This window comes from Streptomyces sp. NPDC096040 (genome assembly GCF_040303265.1).
GTDB lineage: Bacteria > Actinomycetota > Actinomycetes > Streptomycetales > Streptomycetaceae > Streptomyces.
The window spans coordinates 40,304-58,663 of sequence record NZ_JBEOTA010000012.1; the positions used below are offsets into that span (position 1 = coordinate 40,304).

16 protein-coding genes are annotated in these 18,360 nt (G+C 70.1%); 15 read left to right on the top strand and 1 reads right to left on the bottom strand.

Annotated features, from left to right (window positions below):
- The first annotated feature begins 354 nt into the window (after positions 1-354).
- From ABTY98_RS17985 to ABTY98_RS42330, 15 genes are all read left to right on the top strand, one after another.
- Positions 355-1,419 carry a sugar ABC transporter substrate-binding protein gene (locus ABTY98_RS17985; RefSeq protein ID WP_352221885.1) on the top strand — a complete coding sequence of 355 codons (1,065 nt, stop codon included), beginning with the start codon at positions 355-357 and terminating at the stop codon, positions 1,417-1,419.
- Between the two features lie 47 nt (positions 1,420-1,466).
- The gene (locus ABTY98_RS17990) at positions 1,467-3,032 is read left to right on the top strand and encodes a sugar ABC transporter ATP-binding protein (RefSeq protein WP_352221886.1); all 1,566 of its coding nucleotides are present in this window, start codon (positions 1,467-1,469) and stop codon (positions 3,030-3,032) included.
- On the top strand, positions 3,025-4,065 hold the full coding sequence (locus ABTY98_RS17995; protein ID WP_352221887.1) for an ABC transporter permease: 1,041 nt from the start codon (positions 3,025-3,027) through the stop codon (positions 4,063-4,065). Before ABTY98_RS17990 ends, ABTY98_RS17995 begins: the two co-directional genes overlap by 8 nt.
- 94 nt (positions 4,066-4,159) lie before the next feature.
- Positions 4,160-5,485: an L-fuconate dehydratase gene (locus ABTY98_RS18000; protein ID WP_352221888.1), complete on the top strand. Its 1,326-nt coding sequence runs from the start codon at positions 4,160-4,162 to the stop codon at positions 5,483-5,485.
- Complete coding sequence (locus tag ABTY98_RS18005) at positions 5,478-6,380, top strand: amidohydrolase family protein (RefSeq protein ID WP_352221889.1); 903 nt, start codon at positions 5,478-5,480, stop codon at positions 6,378-6,380. Before ABTY98_RS18000 ends, ABTY98_RS18005 begins: the two co-directional genes overlap by 8 nt.
- Positions 6,371-6,808: an RbsD/FucU domain-containing protein gene (locus ABTY98_RS18010; protein WP_352221890.1), complete on the top strand. Its 438-nt coding sequence runs from the start codon at positions 6,371-6,373 to the stop codon at positions 6,806-6,808. The genes ABTY98_RS18005 and ABTY98_RS18010 overlap by 10 nt, the downstream gene beginning before the upstream one ends.
- Positions 6,805-7,848: a zinc-dependent alcohol dehydrogenase gene (locus tag ABTY98_RS18015; protein WP_352221891.1), complete on the top strand. Its 1,044-nt coding sequence runs from the start codon at positions 6,805-6,807 to the stop codon at positions 7,846-7,848. Before ABTY98_RS18010 ends, ABTY98_RS18015 begins: the two co-directional genes overlap by 4 nt.
- Complete coding sequence (locus ABTY98_RS18020) at positions 7,845-8,606, top strand: SDR family oxidoreductase (RefSeq protein ID WP_352221892.1); 762 nt, start codon at positions 7,845-7,847, stop codon at positions 8,604-8,606. Before ABTY98_RS18015 ends, ABTY98_RS18020 begins: the two co-directional genes overlap by 4 nt.
- A complete protein-coding gene (locus ABTY98_RS18025; protein ID WP_352221893.1) occupies positions 8,603-9,244 on the top strand; it encodes a bifunctional 4-hydroxy-2-oxoglutarate aldolase/2-dehydro-3-deoxy-phosphogluconate aldolase in 642 nt (213 codons plus the stop codon). Before ABTY98_RS18020 ends, ABTY98_RS18025 begins: the two co-directional genes overlap by 4 nt.
- Positions 9,241-10,335, top strand: a complete 1,095-nt coding sequence (locus ABTY98_RS18030) for a PfkB family carbohydrate kinase (protein ID WP_352221894.1) — start codon at positions 9,241-9,243, stop codon at positions 10,333-10,335. The genes ABTY98_RS18025 and ABTY98_RS18030 overlap by 4 nt, the downstream gene beginning before the upstream one ends.
- Positions 10,336-10,397: 62 nt before the next feature.
- Positions 10,398-11,411, top strand: a complete 1,014-nt coding sequence (locus tag ABTY98_RS18035) for an aldo/keto reductase (protein WP_352222055.1) — start codon at positions 10,398-10,400, stop codon at positions 11,409-11,411.
- On the top strand, positions 11,402-12,109 hold the full coding sequence (locus ABTY98_RS18040; protein WP_352221895.1) for a FadR/GntR family transcriptional regulator: 708 nt from the start codon (positions 11,402-11,404) through the stop codon (positions 12,107-12,109). The genes ABTY98_RS18035 and ABTY98_RS18040 overlap by 10 nt, the downstream gene beginning before the upstream one ends.
- Before the next feature lie 1,056 nt (positions 12,110-13,165).
- On the top strand, positions 13,166-15,394 hold the full coding sequence (locus tag ABTY98_RS18045) for an alpha-L-fucosidase (protein WP_352221896.1): 2,229 nt from the start codon (positions 13,166-13,168) through the stop codon (positions 15,392-15,394).
- Positions 15,395-15,828: 434 nt separating this feature from the next.
- A complete protein-coding gene (locus ABTY98_RS18050; RefSeq protein WP_352221897.1) occupies positions 15,829-16,356 on the top strand; it encodes a hypothetical protein in 528 nt (175 codons plus the stop codon).
- A 149-nt stretch (positions 16,357-16,505) separates the two neighbouring features.
- Positions 16,506-16,658: a hypothetical protein gene (locus ABTY98_RS42330; RefSeq protein ID WP_502994269.1), complete on the top strand. Its 153-nt coding sequence runs from the start codon at positions 16,506-16,508 to the stop codon at positions 16,656-16,658.
- A gap of 45 nt (positions 16,659-16,703) precedes the next feature.
- Here ABTY98_RS42330 and ABTY98_RS18055 read toward each other — a convergent pair whose 3' ends face one another.
- Complete coding sequence (locus ABTY98_RS18055; protein ID WP_352221898.1) at positions 16,704-18,356, bottom strand: glycoside hydrolase family 27 protein; 1,653 nt, start codon at positions 18,354-18,356, stop codon at positions 16,704-16,706.
- Positions 18,357-18,360: the final 4 nt, after the last annotated feature.

Consider the following 18,360-nt stretch of genomic DNA (forward strand, 5'->3'; position numbering starts at 1 on the left):
AACACGCATCGACTCGCGCTTTTGTCCATATATGGGAGCTATCAGCGCATTGCCAGGGCGGCAGACATGGAATGTCTGGGGGCCGCGCGAAGGATGCGCCGCCACACGGGAAGTCCGCGGACAAGCCGTCAGCGCATCACAAATACGCATCATTGATGGGATGGATCTCCCTGTCGAGATCACACGACGGCGGCCCATCCAGATCATCTAGCAGCAATTCCCCGGCACTTTCGGCTCACCCACTAGACAACCTCGCCGAGCCCAATCTATAAACATCCCATCTATCCGTCAGCGACACACAGCCGTCGCACTGACGTAACAACCCCGCTCCGGGACCAGCGCGAGGAAGTACCCATGAGACTCAGAACCGCACTCAGCTCCACCGCCTCCGTCGTCTGTGCGCTGACGCTGCTCAGCGCCTGCAGCAGCGGCTCCGGCACCTCCGCCTCGTCGAGCGGCGACCCGTTGGTGGGCGTCGACTACCCGCGGTCCGACACCGACTTCTGGAACTCGTACATCAAGTACACGCCCGACTTCGCGAAGAAGCTCGGCCTCTCCCTCAAGACGACGAACTCCCAGAACGACGTCGCCAAGCTCACCGCCAACGCGCAGACCTTCATCAGCCAGGGTGTCAAGGGCATCGCGATGGCCCCGCAGGACACCGCCGCCATCGCGCCGACCCTCGCCCAGCTGGAGGCGAAGAAGATCCCCGTCGTCACCATCGACACCCGCCCCGACAGCGGCAAGGTGTTCATGGTCGTACGGGCCGACAACCGCGCCTACGGCGAGAAGGCCTGCCAGTTCCTCGGCACGAAGCTCAACGGCAAGGGCAAGGTCGTCATGCTGGAGGGCGGCCTGGACTCCATCAACGGCCGTGACCGCACCGAGGCGTTCAACGACTGCATGAAGAAGAACTACCCGGGCGTCAAGGTGCTCGGTGAGGCCACCAACTGGGACGGCGCGGTCGCCGCGCAGAAGCTGCAGACGGACCTGACCGCCAACCCCGACATCAAGGGCGTCTACATGGAGTCCAGCTTCGCCCTGTCCGGCACCCTCCAAGTCCTCAAGCAGAAGGGCCTGCTGGTGGGGCCGAAGGACAAGAAGCACGTCTTCATCGTGTCCAACGACGGCATCCCCGAGGAGCTCAAGGACATCGCGGCCGGCAACATCGACGCCACCGTCTCCCAGCCCGCCGACCTGTACGCCAAGTACGCCCTGTACTACCTCAAGGCGGCGATCGAAGGGAAGACGTTCAAGCCGGGCAAGACCGACCACGACAGCACGATCATCCAGGTCCGTGACGGTCTGCTGGAGGACCAGCTCTCCGCTCCCCTGGTCACCGTCGACGGCGGCACCTACGGCGGCGTCCCCAGCGTCAAGGGCGACGACACGTCGCTGTGGGGCAACAACCTCGGCTGACCGGCCCTGTCAGGCACCCAACGGCTAACCAGCACAAGGCGGTTGAGATGAGCGATGGGGAGCGAGCAGTCACCCCCGCGCCCGCCCCGGCGGACGATGGGCGGGCCCCCGCAGCCCCGCCCGTCGTCGAGGCGACGGGCATAGTCAAACGATTCGGTCCGACGGTGGCCCTGAACGGCGCCCGGATCACCATCAGGCCCGGCGAGACCCACGCACTCGTCGGCCGCAACGGGGCCGGCAAGTCGACCCTGGTGTCCGTCCTGACGGGCCTGCACGCCCCGGACGAGGGAACGGTCACCTTCGGCGGCGGCCCCGCACCACGACTCAGCGACCGCGACGCCTGGCGACAGCGCGTGGCCTGCGTCTACCAGAAGTCGACGATCATCCCCACGCTGACCGTCGCCGAGAACCTCTTCCTGAACCGGCACCACCACGGCCCCAGCCGGCTGATCAGCTGGACCGGCGTACGCCGCCGGGCCCAGGAACTGCTGTCGACCTGGTCGGTGGAGGTCGACCCGCAGTCCCCGGCCGGGGACCTGAGCGTCGAGCAGCGGCAGTTCGTGGAGATCGCCCGTGCGCTGTCCTTCGGGGCCCGGTTCATCATCCTCGACGAGCCCACCGCACAGCTCGACGCGGCGGCGATCAACCGGCTCTTCGACCGCATCCGCGACCTGCAACGCCAGGGCGTGACCTTCCTGTTCATCAGTCACCACCTGCAGGAGGTCTACGAGATCTGCGACATGGTGACGGTGTTCCGCGACGCCCGGCACATCGTGACCGCTCCGGTCGCGGACCTCCCCCGCACCGAGCTGGTCGCCGCCATGACCGGTGAGGCGGCCGCCGACCGGCAGCAGGTGCGGTCGAGCGCCGTCGATCGCACCGCCACCCCCGCGCTGTCCGTGCAGGCACTGGGCAGTGACGGCGCTTACGGTGATGTCACCTTCCAGGTGGGCGCCGGCGAGATCGTCGGCCTCGCCGGTGCCGCCGCCAGCGGACGCACCGAGGTCGCCGAGACTGTCGTAGGGCTGCGGACGGCCGCCACCGGCGATGTGGAGATCGCCGGCAACCGCCCCCGTCCCGGCAGCGTGCCCGCCGCGCTCGCCGCCGGAGCCGGATTCGTCCCGCAGGACCGGCACCACCAGGGCTTCGTACCCGACATGTCGATCGCCGACAACGCCACCCTGTCCGTGCCCCACCGGCTCGGCAAGAACGGCTTCCTCAGCCGTGATCGACGCGACCGGCTCGCCGGCAACATGATCGAGAAGCTGGCGATCAAGACGCCGGGCCCCGATCTGCCCGTCTCCTCCCTCTCCGGCGGCAACCAGCAGAAGGTCGTCATGGCCCGCGCCCTCGCCGACGACCCCCGCCTGCTGGTCCTGATCAACCCGACCGCCGGCGTGGACGTGCGCTCCAAGGAGTTCCTCCTCGGCAAGGTCGAGGAGACCGCCGAGTCCGGCACCGGAGTGCTCATCGCCTCCGACGAACTCGACGACCTGCGCATGTGCGACCGGATCCTGGTGATGTTCCAGGGCCGGGTAACGACAGAGATAGCCCGCGGCTGGCACGACCACGACCTCGTGGCCGCGATGGAAGGAGTGGACCTCAATGCCTGAAACCGTCCTCGCGGACACCGCCGCCAAGGCCGTGGAACCGAAGCCGAAGCGCACCGCGCTGCTCGGCGGCCGGATACCCCTGGCCCGCCTGCGCGACCTCGCCCTCGTCCCCGCGATCGTGGTCATCGCGGTCGTCGGCCAGATCGTCAACCCCGTCTTCCTGCAGGCCGACAACCTCATCAACGTCCTGCAGACCATGTCGGAGATGGCCCTGCTGGTCCTCGCCCAGACGATGATCCTGATCGTCAAGAAGATGGACCTGTCCCTGGAGTCCACCATGGGCCTCGCGCCCGGCGTCGCGGCCTGGCTGGTCGTCCCGGCCGGCGCCGGGCACGGACTCGGCCTGCTCCCGGGCGCCTGGTCGATCCCCGTCACCCTCGCCGTGGGCGCGCTCGTCGGCGTGATCAACTCCCTGCTGATCATCCGCTTCGGCCTCAACGGCTTCATCGTCACCCTCGGCATGCTCATCGTGCTGCGCGGCATCCTCACCGGCATCTCCGGCGGCCAGACCTTCTTCCAGCTGCCGGAGTCGATGCTCTACACCGGCACCGCCGAATGGTTCGGCATGCCCGCCTCCATCTGGATCTGCCTGGCGCTGTTCGCCGTCGCCATCGTCGTGCTCGGCTGGACCAGCTTCGGCCGCTCCCTGTACGCCATCGGCGGCAACGTCGACGCGGCGAGGGCAGCCGGCATCCGCACCGACCGGGTGCTGTGGATCGTCATCGTCACCGGCAGCGTGCTCGCCGCCCTCGCCGGACTGATGCTGTCCGGACGCCTCGCCTCGGTCGCCTCCGCTCAGGGCAACGGCTACATCTTCACCGTCTTCGCCGCCGCCGTCATCGGAGGCATCAGCCTCAACGGCGGCAGGGGCACCATGTTCGGCGCCTTCTGCGGCATCCTGCTGCTCTTCATGATCCAGAACGTGCTCACCCTGGCGGGCGTCCCCGCCCAGTGGATCGGCGCCCTCAACGGCCTGATCATCCTGGTCGCCCTCGCCATCTCACGCATCACCGGCGGCAAGGTCCAGGAGTGACCCGGGCGGCCCCATCGGCCGCCCGACCTCCGCCGCGTTCACGTCTCGTCGCAAGGGGACCGATTCCCCCTTGCCCCTCACAGGAGTTGCCGCCATGTCCTCCACCGTGCCCTCATCCGCCCGCATCACCGCCCTGGACGTACTGGACGTGCGGTTCCCAACCTCCGAACACCTCGACGGCTCGGACGCCATGAACCCCGAGCCCGACTACTCCGCCGCCTACGTGGTCCTGCGCACCGACGCCGGTGACGGACTGGAGGGCCACGCGCTCGCCTTCACCACCGGCCGCGGCAACGACGTACAGGCCTCCGCCATCGCGGCCCTCACCCCGCACGTGGTCGGTCTGTCCGTCGAGGAGGTCTGCGGCGACCTCGGAGCGTTCTCCCGTTCCCTCGTGCACGATCCCCAACTGCGCTGGCTGGGGCCGGAGAAGGGTGCCATCCACATGGCCACCGGAGCGGTAGTCAACGCCGCCTGGGACCTCGCCGCCAAGCGGGCGGGCAAGCCCGTGTGGCGCTTCCTCGGCGAGATGTCGCCCGAGGAACTGGTCGCCCAGGTCGACTTCCGCTGGCTGTCCGACGCCCTCACCCCCGAGGGGGCCCTGGACATCCTGCGCCGTGCCGAACCGGGCCGCGAACAGCGCATCGCCCGTCTGCTGGAGCGCGGCTACCCGGCCTACACCACCACCCCCGGCTGGCTGGGCTACTCCGACGAGAAGCTGGCCCGCCTGGCCCGCGAGGCCGTCGCGGACGGCTTCACCCAGATCAAGCTGAAGGTCGGCGCCTCCCTGGAGGACGACGTACGGCGTGTGCGCGTCGCCCGCGAGACGGTCGGTGACGGCATTCGCATCGCCGTAGACGCCAACCAGAGATGGGATGTCGCCCCGGCCATCGACTGGATGCGCGCCCTGGCCCCCTACGACCCGTACTGGATCGAGGAGCCCACCTCACCCGACGACATCCTCGGCCACGCCGCCGTACGCAAGGGCGTCAGCCCCATCAAGGTCGCCACCGGCGAGCACATCGCCAACCGGGTCGTCTTCAAGCAGCTGCTGCAGGCCGGGGCGGTGGACATCGTGCAGATCGACTCCGCCCGCGTCGGCGGCGTCAACGAGAACATCGCGATCCTGCTGCTCGCCGCGAAGTTCGGCGTGCCGGTCTGCCCGCACGCCGGCGGGGTCGGCCTGTGCGAGATGGTGCAGCACCTGTCGATGTTCGACTACGTCGCCGTCTCCGGCACCACCGACGACCGGGTCATCGAGTACGTCGACCACCTGCACGAGCACTTCGTCGACCCCGTCCGCATCGTCGACGGGCACTACCTCGCCCCGACCCTCCCCGGTCTGAGCGCTCAGATGCACCCCGAGTCGCTCAAGGAGTACAGCTACCCCGACGGCCCGGTCTGGTCCGCCCGTGTCTGAGCCGCTGCCCCTGGTCGACGCCCACCACCACGTGTGGGACCTGGACCATCGTCCCCAGTCCTGGCTGGACGAACCCGGCCACGAGCGCATCCGCCGTTCCTTCGGCGCCGACGACCTGCGCTCGGCCGCGACCGCGACCGTGGCAGGCCGGCGGCTGGAGTGCACGGTGCTCGTCCAGTGCGTGCCGTCGGTCGAGGAGACACGCGAGTTCCTCACCCTCGCCGACACCGACCCGATCGTCGGCGCGGTCGTCGGCTGGGCGGACCTCACGTCCCCCGCGATCGGCGACGTACTCGACGCGCTGCGCGCCGGACCCGCCGGTACGTATCTGCGGGCCGTACGTCACCTCGTCCAGGGGGAGTCCGATCCCGACTGGCTGCAACAGCCTTCGGTGGAGCGGGGACTGCGGGCGGTGGGCGAACGCGGCCTCGGGTACGACGTGCTCATCCGCAGCCACCAGTTCCCCCAGGCGATCCGCCTGGCCGAACGCCTCCCCGGCCTTCCCCTGGTCCTCGACCACGCCGGAAAGCCACCCATCGCCCGGCAGGACCTGGACGACTGGGAGCGGGGCGTGCGGCAGCTGGCCGCGCACCCCCAGGTGCGCTGCAAGGTGTCGGGTCTGGTCACCGAGGCCGACCACGAGAAGTGGACCGTCGACGACATCCGGCCGGTGTGGGATGTCCTGCTCGCGGCCTTCGGGCCCGACCGGCTGATGTTCGGCTCCGACTGGCCGGTCTGCGTCCTCGCCGGCGGCTGGAACCGGTGGGCCGCCACCGTCGAGGAACTCCTGGCCGGCTGTTCCGCCGCCGAGACCACGGCGGTCCTCGCCGGCACGGCCACCACGTTCTACCGCCTCAACCCCGCTGAAAGGAAGGGAGGGGCTCCATGCTCCTGACCGAACTCCTGCACCCGGGCATCCTCGAAGCCCTGGCCGGCGCCGGTCACGGGGCGCGCGTCCTGCTCGCCGACGGCCACTATCCGGCGAGTACGGCCACCGGCCCGCGGGCCAGGACCGTCCACCTCAACCTGGCGCCGGGCCTGCTCGATGTCACCACCGTGCTCGACGTCCTGCTGCGCGCCCTGCCCGTCGAGTCGGCGCACGTGATGGTGCCGCCCGAGGGCGAGCCGGAGCCGCCGGCCATCGCCGAGTACCGCTCGATGCTGGCGCCCGTCCCGGTCGAGACGCTCGGCCGCTTCGAGTTCTACGACGCCGCCCGCTCTCCCGACCTCGCCCTCGTCGTCGTCACCGCCGACATCCGCACCTACGCCAACCTGCTGCTCACCATCGGCGTCCGCGCTGAAGGGACCCTGAGAACACCATGACACTCGCAGTCCGCTACCTCGCCGCCCGCACCCTGGACACCGCGCCCGTCGAGACCCCGCCCCCCGGCCCCGGCCAGGTGGAGATCGCCCCCGCCTACGTCGGCATCTGCGGCACCGACCTGCACATCTTCCACGGCGACATGGACGCCCGGGTCGCCACGCCCGCGGTCCTCGGACACGAGATGTCCGGCCGGATCGTGGGGGTGGGTGCGGGAGTGGAGGGCTGGGCGCCCGGTGACGCGGTTACCGTGATGCCGTTGCGCTGGGACGAGACCTGCCCGGCCTGCCTCGCCGGCCATCAACACATCTGCCGGCATCTGGACTTCATCGGCATCGACTCCCCCGGCGCGATGCAGCAACGCTGGACCGTGCCCGCCACCACCCTCGTACGGCTGCCCGGCGCCCTCCCCCTGGACCACGCCGCCCTCGTGGAGCCCACCGCGGTCGCGGTGCACGACATCGGCCGGGCCCGGGTCCGCGACGGCGAGAAAGCCGTCGTGGTCGGCGGCGGCCCCGTCGGCATTCTCATCGCCCTGGTGGCGCAGGCGGCCGGAGCCAACGTCCGGGTGGTCGAGCTGAGTCCGCACCGGCGGAAGATCGCCGTGGAGTTGGGGCTGGCCACCTGGGACCCCGGGGCCGACGACGTGCCCGAGCTGGTCCGGCAGTGGACCGGTGACGCCGGCGCGGACGTCGCCTTCGAGGTCTCCGGCGCGCAGGGCGGCGTGGACACCGCCGTCGACGTGCTGGGAGTGCGCGGCCGGTTGTGCCTGGTCGCCATCCACCCCCGCCCCCGCGAGGTGAACCTGCACCGCTTCTTCTGGCGCGAACTCACCCTCGTGGGCGCCCGGTTGTACGACCGCTCCGACTTCGAGAAGGCGGTGACCCTGGTCGACGACGGCACCATTCCGGCCGAGCGGCTGATCAGCAAGGTCGTGCCGCTCACGCAGGCGCCCGCCGCTTTCGAGGCCCTGGAGGGCGGCGGCGACGTGATGAAGATCCTCGTGGACTGCACCGACGACGCCCGGGGAGTGGCCGTATGACCTCCTTCGACCTCACCGGGAAGCTCGCCGTCGTCACCGGCGCCCGGCGCGGCATCGGCCGGGCCATGGCCCGCGCGCTCGCCCAGGCCGGTGCGGACGTCATCGGCGTCAGCGCCACACTGGAGGCCTCCGGCAGCGCGGTGGAGAAGGACGTCCTCGCCGCGGGCCGCACCTTCGAGGCGATTCGCACCGACTTCGCCGACCCCGAGGCCGTACGGGCCCTGGGCGCGGACCTCGCCGGGCGCGAACGGCCGGTGGACATCCTGGTCAACAACGCGGGCACGATCCGCCGCACTCCGGCCGCCGAACACACCGACTCGGACTGGGCGTTGGTGCTTCAAGTCAACCTCAACGCGCAGTTCGCGCTGACCCGTGCGGTCGGCGCGTCGATGGTGGCCCGCGGCCAGGGGAAGATCATCTTCACGGCTTCGCTGCTCAGCTTCCAGGGCGGAATCACCGTCCCCGGCTACACCGCCGCCAAGCACGGCATCGCCGGCCTGACCAAGGCCCTGGCCAACGAATGGGCCCCACGGGGGGTGAACGTCAACGCACTCGCCCCCGGCTACATCGCCACCGACAACACCCAGGCCCTGCAGGACGACCCGGTACGCAGCGAAGCGATCCTGGACCGCATCCCCGCCGGGCGGTGGGGCGACGCCGACGACCTGGCGGGCGCCACGGTCTTCCTCGCCTCCAACGCCGCCGCCTACGTCCACGGCGTCGTCCTGCCCGTCGACGGCGGATGGCTCGGCCGATGACCGCCGAACCGACCGTCGACCTGGCCGCCGTACTGGCCGGAGCCCGTCTCCTGCCGGTGCTGACCGTGCCGTCCGCGGCGACCGCCGGCCCGCTGGCGGACGCGCTCGCGGCGGGCGGCGCCCGGTGCGCAGAGGTCACCTTCCGCACCCCCCACGCCGAGCAGGTACTCAAGACGATGGCCGCCCACGGCGGGCTCGCCGTCGGCGCCGGCACGGTCCTCACGCCCGAGCAGGCGGAGCGGGCCGTGGCGGCCGGGGCCCGCTTCGTGGTCTCCCCCGGCTTCGACGAGGAGGTCGTCGCCAGGTGCCGCGAGCTGGGGGTGCCCGTGGTGCCCGGCGTCGCCACCGCCACCGAGCTGATGCGCGCCCTGCGGGCCGGCCTCGACACCGTCAAGCTCTTCCCCGCCGAGCCGCTCGGCGGCCCGCGGACGCTGCGGGCTCTCGCGGCCCCCTTCCCTCGAATGCGTTTCGTGCCGACCGGCGGGATCGACGCCTACCGCATGGCCGCCTACCTCGCCGATCCGGCGGTCCTCGCCGTCGGCGGCAGCTGGATGGCCACCCCCGCCCATCTGGAGCGGGGCGAGTACGCGGAGATCCGCCGGCTGACCGCAGACGCGGTGGACAGGAGCGCGACGTGACCGACGTGGTGGCCCTCGGCGAGGTGATGCTGCGCTTCGACCCGGGCGAGGGGCGGATCCGCACCGCCCGCACCTTCCAGGTCTGGGAGGGCGGCGGCGAGTACAACGTCGTCCGCGGACTGCGGCGCTGCTTCGGCCTGCGCACGGCCGTCGTGACCGCCCTCGCCGACAACCAGGTGGGGCGGCTGGTCGAGGACCTGATCCTGCAGGGCGGGGTCGACACCTCGCTGATCCGCTGGGTGCCCGCGGACGGCGTCGGCCGCGGCGCACGCAACGGCCTGAACTTCGTCGAGCGCGGCTTCGGCATCCGAGGCGCACTGGGTGTCAGCGACCGCGCGGGCACGGCCGTCTCGCAGCTGCGCAAAGGAGACGTCGACTGGGACGCGGTGTTCGCCTCGGGTCCGCGTTGGTTCCACACCGGCGGTATCTTCGCCGGTCTGTCGGACACCACCGTGGACGTCGCGGACGAGGCCATGGCAGCCGCGCGGCGGCACGGTGTGACGGTCTCCTACGACCCCAACTACCGCCCCAGTCTCTGGGCCGGCAGGGGCGGCGCGGACCGGGCGCGCGAGGCCGACCTGCGGCTCGCCCGCCACGCCGACGTCGTCGTGGGCGCCCTGGGCCTGGCAGGCCCGTACCCGGGGGCGGTACGGGTCGAGGCGGACGAGGTGCGGGACGCGCTGGCCGAGGTGGCAGGGTGCCTGCCCCAGGCCGAGGTGCTGGCGACGACCGTGCGCACGGTGCCCTCGGCCGGGGTGAACGACTGGTCCTCGGCCGCCTGGTCGGCCCGGACCGGCTGTGTCCGTGGCCCCGAGATGCCCGGTCTGCACGTCCTGGACCGCATCGGCTCCGGCGACGGATTCGCGGCCGGACTGATCTACGGACTGCTGACGGGCGACGCCGCGGAGGACGGCTCGGCGCCCGGCGCGAGGCCCGCGGCGCGCCTCGATGCCGCCGCCCTGCAACGCGCTCTGGCCTACGGCACGGCCCACGGCGCACTGACCATGACCACGCCCGGTGACGTCTCCATGGCCTCGCTGGCCGAGGTCGAGGCGCTCATGGCCGGTGGCTCGGCCGCCGTCAGAAGATGACCGGCCTGCGGCCGGACGGACGACATCGCACCACTGGAGGAGCACAGGTGAGCAGGCAGACCATGAGGCATCGGCAGATCGCGAACTCACCCGTCGAGTTCACGGAGCTCGGCTTCGGGGCCTCCGTGATCGGCAACCTCTACCGAGTGACCCCTCCGCAGGACGCGCAGGCCGCGATCGAGGCGGCCTGGGAGGCCGGCATCCGGTACTTCGACACGGCACCGCACTACGGGCTCGGTCTCTCCGAGCGACGCCTGGGGGCCGCCCTGCGGGGCCGTCCGCGCGACGAGTACGTCGTCTCCTCCAAGGTCGGCCGCCTGCTCGTCCCCAACGAGCGGCCGCGCGGGGTCGACAGCGAGGGCTTCGTGGTGCGGGACGACCTGCGCAGGCAGTGGGACTTCAGCCGCGACGGAGTGCTGCGCTCCATCGAGGCGACCCTGGAACGCACCGGCCTGGACCGCCTGGACGTCGTCTACCTGCACGATCCGGACGACCACTGGCGGCAGGCCGCCGAGGAGGCCATGCCCGCTCTGGCCGAACTGCGCGGCCAGGGGGTGATCGGCGCGATCGGCGCCGGCATGAACCAGTCGGGCATGCTCGCCCGCTTCCTGCGTGAGACCGCAGCCGACGTGGTGATGCTCGCGGGGCGCTACACCCTCCTCGACCAGTCCGCCCTCGACGACGTCCTGCCCGCCGCGCAGGCACTCGGCAAGAGCGTGGTGGCCGTGGGCGTGTTCAACTCGGGACTGCTCTCCCGCGACCGCCCCGCCGAGGGCATGAAGTACGATTACCAGGACGCTCCCTCTGATCTGGTGGCCCGCGCTCTGGCGATCGCCGAGGTCTGTGCCGCCCACGGCACGAGCCTGCCGGCCGCCGCCATCGCCTTCCCCCTCAGGCATCGCACTATCATTAACGTCACCCTCGGCATGCGGACTCCGGAACAGGTCGTACGAAACGTGGAACTCCACCGCGGGCGCATCCCCGACGGCCTCTGGGACGATCTCCGTGCCCAAGGGCTGATCAGGTCGGACGTGCCCACGGCGAGCGGTCCCGGAAGGAGTTCGCGGTGTCTCTGACGGACAAGGCCATTGCGCAGATCCGTGAGCTGATCCGCACGGGTGCGCTGCCGCCGGGATCGAAGCTGCCGCCCGAGCCGGACCTTGCGGCCCAGCTGGGCCTGTCCCGCAACCTGGCCCGTGAGGCGGTCAAGGCGCTGGCCGTCGCGCGGGTCCTGGAGGTCCGGCGGGGCGACGGCACGTACGTGACCAGCCTGCAGCCGAGCCTGCTGTTGGAAGGTCTGGGCGGTGCGGTGGAACTGCTGCAGGGCGACTCGGCCGCCCTGCAGGACCTCATGGAGGTACGACGGCTCCTGGAACCGGTCACCACCGCCCTGGCCGCCACCCGGATCAACGACGCCCAGCTGGCCGAGATAAAGCGCCACCTCGACGCCATGCGCGAGGCCCGCGACGAGCCCGAGCAGCTCACCACACACGACGCCGCCTTCCATCACGCGGTCGTCTCCGCCGCCGGCAACGAGACCCTGCTCACCCTTCTGGAGAGCATCTCCGGCCGCACCCTGCGCGCCCGCATCTGGCGCGGCCTGCTCGACGCCCAGGCCTCGGACCGCACCCTCGCCGAGCACGAGGCGATCTTCAACGCTCTGTCCACCCGCGACGCCGCTCTGAGCCAGGCCGCCGCGCTGCTGCACGTGAGCAACACCGAACAGTGGCTGAGAGAACACCTGCGCTCCGGCGAGGCCCTCCCCCTTCGGTAGACGTCGGTGAGGATTGCCGACTTCGGCACATCGTGGTCAGACCGAAGCCGGTACCGGCGAAGAAACCGTCGAGGATGCTGTGCCGGTACCGCAGCTGGACATGACAGCGCTTTCGGTCGTAGGTGCGGCCGCGGGCGGCCGTGCGGCACGTTCCGTCCGCGCGGAGAGGGCCGGCCCCCGCGGGACGCGTCCCCCTCTGCCTGCGACTGCTCACGCCGGTGTCACTCGCGCAACGAACCGGACGGTCTCATCCCATGGCCGCCGCACCCACCAAGATGACGCACAATCAAACGCGAGACACAGGGAACTACTTCACAACCGCACAGTCAAGGGTCTCGACGCCCCTCTCCGACATGGCGTCACGAACGCACACAGGAGAATGAGACATCCCATGTGTGTTACGGCAGTTGTGTGCCGCGACTCTTGACCGTCCCCCTCGGTCGAGGCATGCTCCCATCTGTTTCAGCGAGTTGGACACAAGGCCGCACTGCGAGGATCCTATGGGCGCACGCGACATCCATCCCATGTATCGATTCACCATCGCTGCGCCGTCGTCGGCGAGCGTTCCATAGGCAAGCGTTGCAGTGCGACAGAATCGAACGGCAAGCAACGCGACGGCAGAAGAAGGGGCGTCGGCGAGGGCCCTCGCCGACGGAGCCGGCTGTCCCGGCGGAGAACAGCAGCGCTCGAGTCAGCCCGCCGACCCGGCATCCGGCGGGTCCATCCGGAGCAGCACGCCGCTGCCGACGACGCGAGCGGGTCGGCAGGCACCTGCCGCGCCATGCCGGCCGGCGACCGGCACACGAGCGGGCAACTGGCCGGTCGTGGCCCAGATGTGGGGCCTCCACTGCCCCTGCCTGCCCGGCAGGCTCCGTAGCACTACTGACGGCAAGCGCACAGTGACCTGAGCGCGGCATGGGCAGGCACCCGCGACGTGTGCCCCCTCGTCCGCGTCCACAGCTCCGGACAAGCACGCCTTCCAGACCAGGACGTCCACGTGAGTTCGTCGCGTCCAGCTCCTACGCGCCTCCATGTGAATCGACGAAGGGTTCCGCTATGACGATCAGCAGACGTGTGTTCCTGTCGAGTGCCGCCGGTGTCGTCGCCGCCGTCACGGCGGACCTCACAGTCGGGACGGCGAGGGCGCTGGCGGCTCCGTCGTCGTACTCGCCCACGTGGGCGTCGGTGGACCAGCACCCGGCGGCGCCGGAGTGGTTCCAGGACGCGAAGTTCGGGATCTACTTCCACTGGGGTGCCTTCAGCGTCCCGGCCTACGACAACGAGTGGTACCCGCGGAACATGTACAACTCGGGGATGGCCGCCAACGCCCACCACGTCGCCACCTACGGCGACCCCTCGGTGTGGCCGTACAACAACTTCCTCGACGGGGCCCCCGACAAGGCGGGCAACTGGGTGCAGTTCGCGCCCGAACTGGTCTCCCGGGGCGGCAAGTTCGACCCGGACGCCTGGGCGCAGCTGTTCGTGGACGCGGGCGCGAAGTTCGCCGGACCGGTGTCCGAACACCACGACGGGTTCTCGATGTGGAACAGCTCGGCCAACGAGTGGAACTCCGTCAGGCACGGGCCGGGTCTGAACCTGCTGGCGCTGTTCCGTGACGCCATCCGGGGCAAGGGCCTGAAACTGCTGGTGGCCATGCACCACGCGTTCAACTTCAACGGCTACTACGACCACGTGCCCGCGCAGCCGACCACCAGCCTGAAGAAGCTCTACGGTCAGCTCGACACCGCCGCGGAGAACCAGCTGTGGTACGACAAGCTCAAGGAGGTCGTGGACCTGGCACAGCCGGACATCCTGTGGGAGGACTTCGACCTGAGCCTGGTCGACGAGACCCAGCGGCTGAACTTCCTTTCCTACTACTACAACCAGGCCAACTCCTGGGGCAAAGAGGTCGTGGCCACCTACAAAGACGGCTACGACAACAACGGCGAGATGTTCGACTACGAGCGCGGCGGGCCGGCCGACATCACCAACCCCTACTGGCTGACCGACGACAGCCTCAGCAACTCCAGCTGGTGTTACACCGTCGGCATCGGCTACTACTCCACCACCCAGATGCTGCACTCGCTGATCGACCGGATCAGCAAGAACGGCAACATGCTGCTCAACATCGCCCCCATGGCCGACGGCACCATCCCCCAGGGCCAGAAGGACGTCCTGCTCGGCCTCGGCGACTACCTCAAGCGCTTCGGCGAGTCCCTGTACGCCACCCGCGCCTGGACCGCCTACGGCGAGGGCCCGACCAAGATGGGCGGAGGCTCCTTCACGGCCCCCGTGGCCGGGAGGAACAAGGACTTCCGGTTCACCCGCAACAAGGCCGACAACGTCCTGTACGCGACGGTTCTGGGCTGGCCGGGCAGCTCCACGACGATCACCACTCTGGCGAGCGGACGCATCGACCTCACGTCACTGTCGTCCGTGCAGCTGCTGGACGCCAACAGCGGTACGTACATCAAACTGCCCACGCCGACGCAGAGCAGCGGCGGACTGCAGATCAGCCTTCCGTCGTCCTCGGCGCCGTTCAACGCCCTCGCGTACGTGCTGAAGTTCACCTTCTCCGGCCAGATTCCGCCTCTCACCGAAAGCGGTGTCGCCGACGCGTACAGCGATGTCCGGTACGGGGGCTCGGCGGCCAGGCTCGTGCTGGGCGGCTACACCGCCGCGCAGCTGCAGAGCGCCGGGCTCGGGGCACGCTCGATCTCCTCCTTGAAGATATCCGCCGGCTACCAGGTCATCGGCTACTCGGGGGACAACTTCTCCGGCACGTCCTGGACGTTCAGCGCCGACAACCCCGACCTGCGCAACACCGGCAACAACGACGCCATCACCTCGCTGAAGGTGATCTTCAACCCGACCTCGTACCTTCGCGTCACCAACCTCACCGACGGGCTGGCCCTGGACAGCGGCGGCAACGTCGCCTACGGCAGCGACCTCATCCAGTGGACCTGGAACGGCGGCGACAACCAGCAGTGGCAGGCCGTCGACCTGGGCAACGGTTACTACCGCCTGGTCAACCGCACCAACGGCATGGCCGCCGACGGCTGGGGTGCCACCAGCGACGGGGCGGCGGCCCAGCAGGCCCCCTGGAACGGCGGCAACAACCAGCAGTGGCAGATCACAGACCGCGGCAACGGCTGCTACAGCATTGCCAACCGCTCCACCGGCCTCGTCCTCGACGGCGGCGGCCAGGTCACTTCCGGCTCCGTCACCAAGCAATGGCACTGGAACGGCAGCACCAACCTCCAGTGGACCTTCACCGTGCAGTGACCTGTGCGGGCCGGGAGCGGACGGCGAAGCCCGCCCCGGCCCCGTGACTGCGCGAGGCCGAAACCACGTCTTCAGCACGACCGTTCCGGCCACGGGACACAGGCCCTTCGCATGCGTCGCCCGGCCGGCATCGGTTGCCACGCTGACGCCGTCCAGGCTGCCTGAGTGTCGTCGCCACGGCGATCCGACAACCAGCGATGGACCCTGGGCTGATCCACGCGAATCCGCAGGGAAAGGCGGGTGGTGCCGGTCTCCCCACCAGGAGGCGGCACCACCTGTGACGGTCAGCAGCGTGGTGCCGGTCGTCCACCTGCCCGCCGCCACGGCGGCCGCGCCCGGCAGTCGCCGGCGGCGCAGCGGCTCCGCCGTGCCCCGACTCCCGTGCTCCGGCCGCCGATCGCGGCGGCGATTCCCCCACCTCGCAAGGAGACTTCGTGAACACCACGACAGCGCGCCTGTCACGCCACCGGGAACATCCAGTGGCCGATCGGCAGGCGAACACTCCCGACGGCTCGGACAGCCCGCGGGGCGCCGACCGCAGACACCTCCTCACCGCCCGGGGCCTGATCGCCGGCGCGACGGCCTCGACCCTGGCGCTGCTGGGACTGCTGACCGGAGGCACCGCCCAGGCCGCCACAGCGACGCAGTCCGCCCCGGCGGTGTCGGCCCCCAGCCAGTTCCACGGAGTGAACTGGGCGGATCCCAACGACAACTTCATCACCGGCCCGAACGTACCCGTCGGCCTGTCGACGTCGGACGACTACGCGACCGTGTACGCGAAGTCCACGGCCATCCTCAAGGGCTTCCAGAGCGTGGGGGTCACGGTCGCGCGCATCACCCGCGATCGCTTCGATCGGAGGCTTATGTACGTCCGTGCACTGCTTCGAGGACCACCCACCCGGCTACGGCAGGCTCGCACCGCGTGCGGCCCTGAACTCCGACGCTCCCCAGAATCGACCTGAGCGGGCAGTGCGCGTTCCGGTTCTCGCCGACGCTGCGTCCGGAGCCGCACGGGTTCGAGGCCGGGGAGTTCGACGACAGTGGCTGAGCCTCGCTGCTCGTACCGTCCCACTGGCAGCTGCGCGACCACGGGCGGCACATCTACGTCAACATCGCCTACCCGATCCCGGTCGGCCCTCCCTTCGTACCGGACGAGAACGAGACCGGGGACTACCGCCGGGACGGCCAGGACGATCGCCAGGGCGAACAGGTACACGGCTGTGAACCGCCTTCGTCGGCGGCTGGCGGCCGGCGGCCGGCTTGAGCATGGAGACCTCCTCTGTGGGGCCCGGCGAAAAGCACGGGAGCCTCATCCCAGCGTCCACTGCTGGTTGCTGTTGCCGTTGCAGGTCCACAGCTCGGCGAGGGTTCCGTCGGCGGTGGCCGCTCCTGTGACGTCCAGGCACAGACCGGACTGCACGCCGGTGATCGTTCCGTTGGAATTCCGCCTCCACTGCTGGTTGGTCTGGCCGTTGCAGGGCCAGATCTGCACCTTCGTCCCAGCGGTGGTCTGGTTGTTGTCGGCGTCCAGGCACATCTGGCCGCTGCCTGAGTAGACGGTGAGCCGGCTGGACGTCGAGTGCGTCCAGATCTGGTTGACCCCGCCGTTGCAGCTCCAGATCTCCACCTGGGTGCCGGCGGTCGTGGTCGAGTTCGGTACGTCCAGGCACTTGCCCGCACCCACCGCGTGCAGCTCACCGGTCACGGCGGACCCTCCGCCGCCGGTGCCGCCCGCGACCCGGTACATCACCGTGCCGTGCGCAGGGACCGAGGCGCTGATCGTGCCCGAGGTGGTCGAGGACGCCCCCGACCACAGGTCGGTCAGGGTGTAGGCGGACGCCCCGGTCTTCCCGATCGCGTCCGCGGTGGTGGAGATGGTCGCCGTCGAGCCCGTCTCATTGAACAGCGCCACCGACACGTCCCCGCCCGCCAGCGGCTTGGCCAGCACGTCCAGGCCGCCCGCGGACGACACCATGGTGCCCTGTCTGCCCAGGGAGTCCTGGTCCACGGCGATCACCCGGGAGTTGGTCAGGGTGGACAAGGTGTCCGCACTGGCCGAGGGGATGTCGGTGCCCGCGATCAGCGGCGCGGCCATCTCCGCCCACAGACTGAACTCGCTGCGGCTCTCGGTGGCCGTCATCGAGCCGTTGCCGACCTCCAGCATGTCTGGGTCGTTCCAGTGGCCGGGGCCGGCGTAGGAGGCCAGTCCCACGTTGCTGTGGAAGATCGACAGCATGCTGGAGAAGCTCGCGTTGATGTCCCCGGTGGTGCGCCAGCTGTTGCCCACGCCCGCACCCCAGGTCCACACGTTCTCCTGGCCCCAGTTGCACAGGCTGTACAGGATCGGCCGTCCGGTGGCCGCCAGCGCGTCCCGCATGGCGGTGTACCGGCTCTGCGCCGGCGCCCCGGCGTTGTTGCAGTTGTCGTACTTCAGATAGTCCACACCCCACGACGCGAACGACTGCGCGTCCGTGGTCTCGTGCCCCAGGCTGCCCGGGTACCCGGCGCAGGTCGCGGTGCCCGCGTCCTCGTAGATCCCCAGCTTCAGCCCCAGCGAGTGCACGTAGTCCGCGGTGCCCTTGATACCGTCGGGGAACTTGGCCGGGTCCGGCACCAGACGGCCGCCGGAATCACGACTGTGGGTCATCCAGCAGTCGTCGATGTTGACGTACGAGTAGCCCGCCGCCTGCATGCCGTTGGTGTGCATCGCCTGCGCGGTGGACTTGATCAGCGACTCGGAGACACCGCAGCCGTACGCGTTCCAGTCGTTGAAGCCCATCTGCGGGGTCGGCGCGAGCCCGTTGCCGAGCGCGGCGGCGGGCTGCGCCGTGCCGAGGGAGAGCAGGGGGGCGGTCACGGTCAGCAGCACGGCCGAGAAGATGAGCGCCAGGGTTCTGCGCGGGGACGGCAGCGGCAGCGGAAGCGGCCGAAGACGCCTGGCTCTCTCGTTGGTCCTGGGCATAAGT

Excerpts from the sequence above, each read along its gene's own strand:
- ABTY98_RS18010 (WP_352221890.1), top strand. The coding sequence starts at position 6,371 with ATGCTCCTGACCGAACTCCTGCACCCGGGCATCCTCGAAGCCCTGGCC.
- ABTY98_RS18015 (WP_352221891.1), top strand. The coding sequence starts at position 6,805 with ATGACACTCGCAGTCCGCTACCTCGCCGCCCGCACCCTGGACACCGCG.
- ABTY98_RS18045 (WP_352221896.1), top strand. The coding sequence starts at position 13,166 with ATGACGATCAGCAGACGTGTGTTCCTGTCGAGTGCCGCCGGTGTCGTC.
- ABTY98_RS18000 (WP_352221888.1), top strand. The coding sequence starts at position 4,160 with ATGTCCTCCACCGTGCCCTCATCCGCCCGCATCACCGCCCTGGACGTA.
- ABTY98_RS18020 (WP_352221892.1), top strand. The coding sequence starts at position 7,845 with ATGACCTCCTTCGACCTCACCGGGAAGCTCGCCGTCGTCACCGGCGCC.
- ABTY98_RS18055 (WP_352221898.1), bottom strand. The coding sequence starts at position 18,356 with ATGCCCAGGACCAACGAGAGAGCCAGGCGTCTTCGGCCGCTTCCGCTG.
- ABTY98_RS17990 (WP_352221886.1), top strand. The coding sequence starts at position 1,467 with ATGAGCGATGGGGAGCGAGCAGTCACCCCCGCGCCCGCCCCGGCGGAC.
- ABTY98_RS18035 (WP_352222055.1), top strand. The coding sequence starts at position 10,398 with ATGAGGCATCGGCAGATCGCGAACTCACCCGTCGAGTTCACGGAGCTC.
- ABTY98_RS17995 (WP_352221887.1), top strand. The coding sequence starts at position 3,025 with ATGCCTGAAACCGTCCTCGCGGACACCGCCGCCAAGGCCGTGGAACCG.
- ABTY98_RS17985 (WP_352221885.1), top strand. The coding sequence starts at position 355 with ATGAGACTCAGAACCGCACTCAGCTCCACCGCCTCCGTCGTCTGTGCG.
- ABTY98_RS18025 (WP_352221893.1), top strand. The coding sequence starts at position 8,603 with ATGACCGCCGAACCGACCGTCGACCTGGCCGCCGTACTGGCCGGAGCC.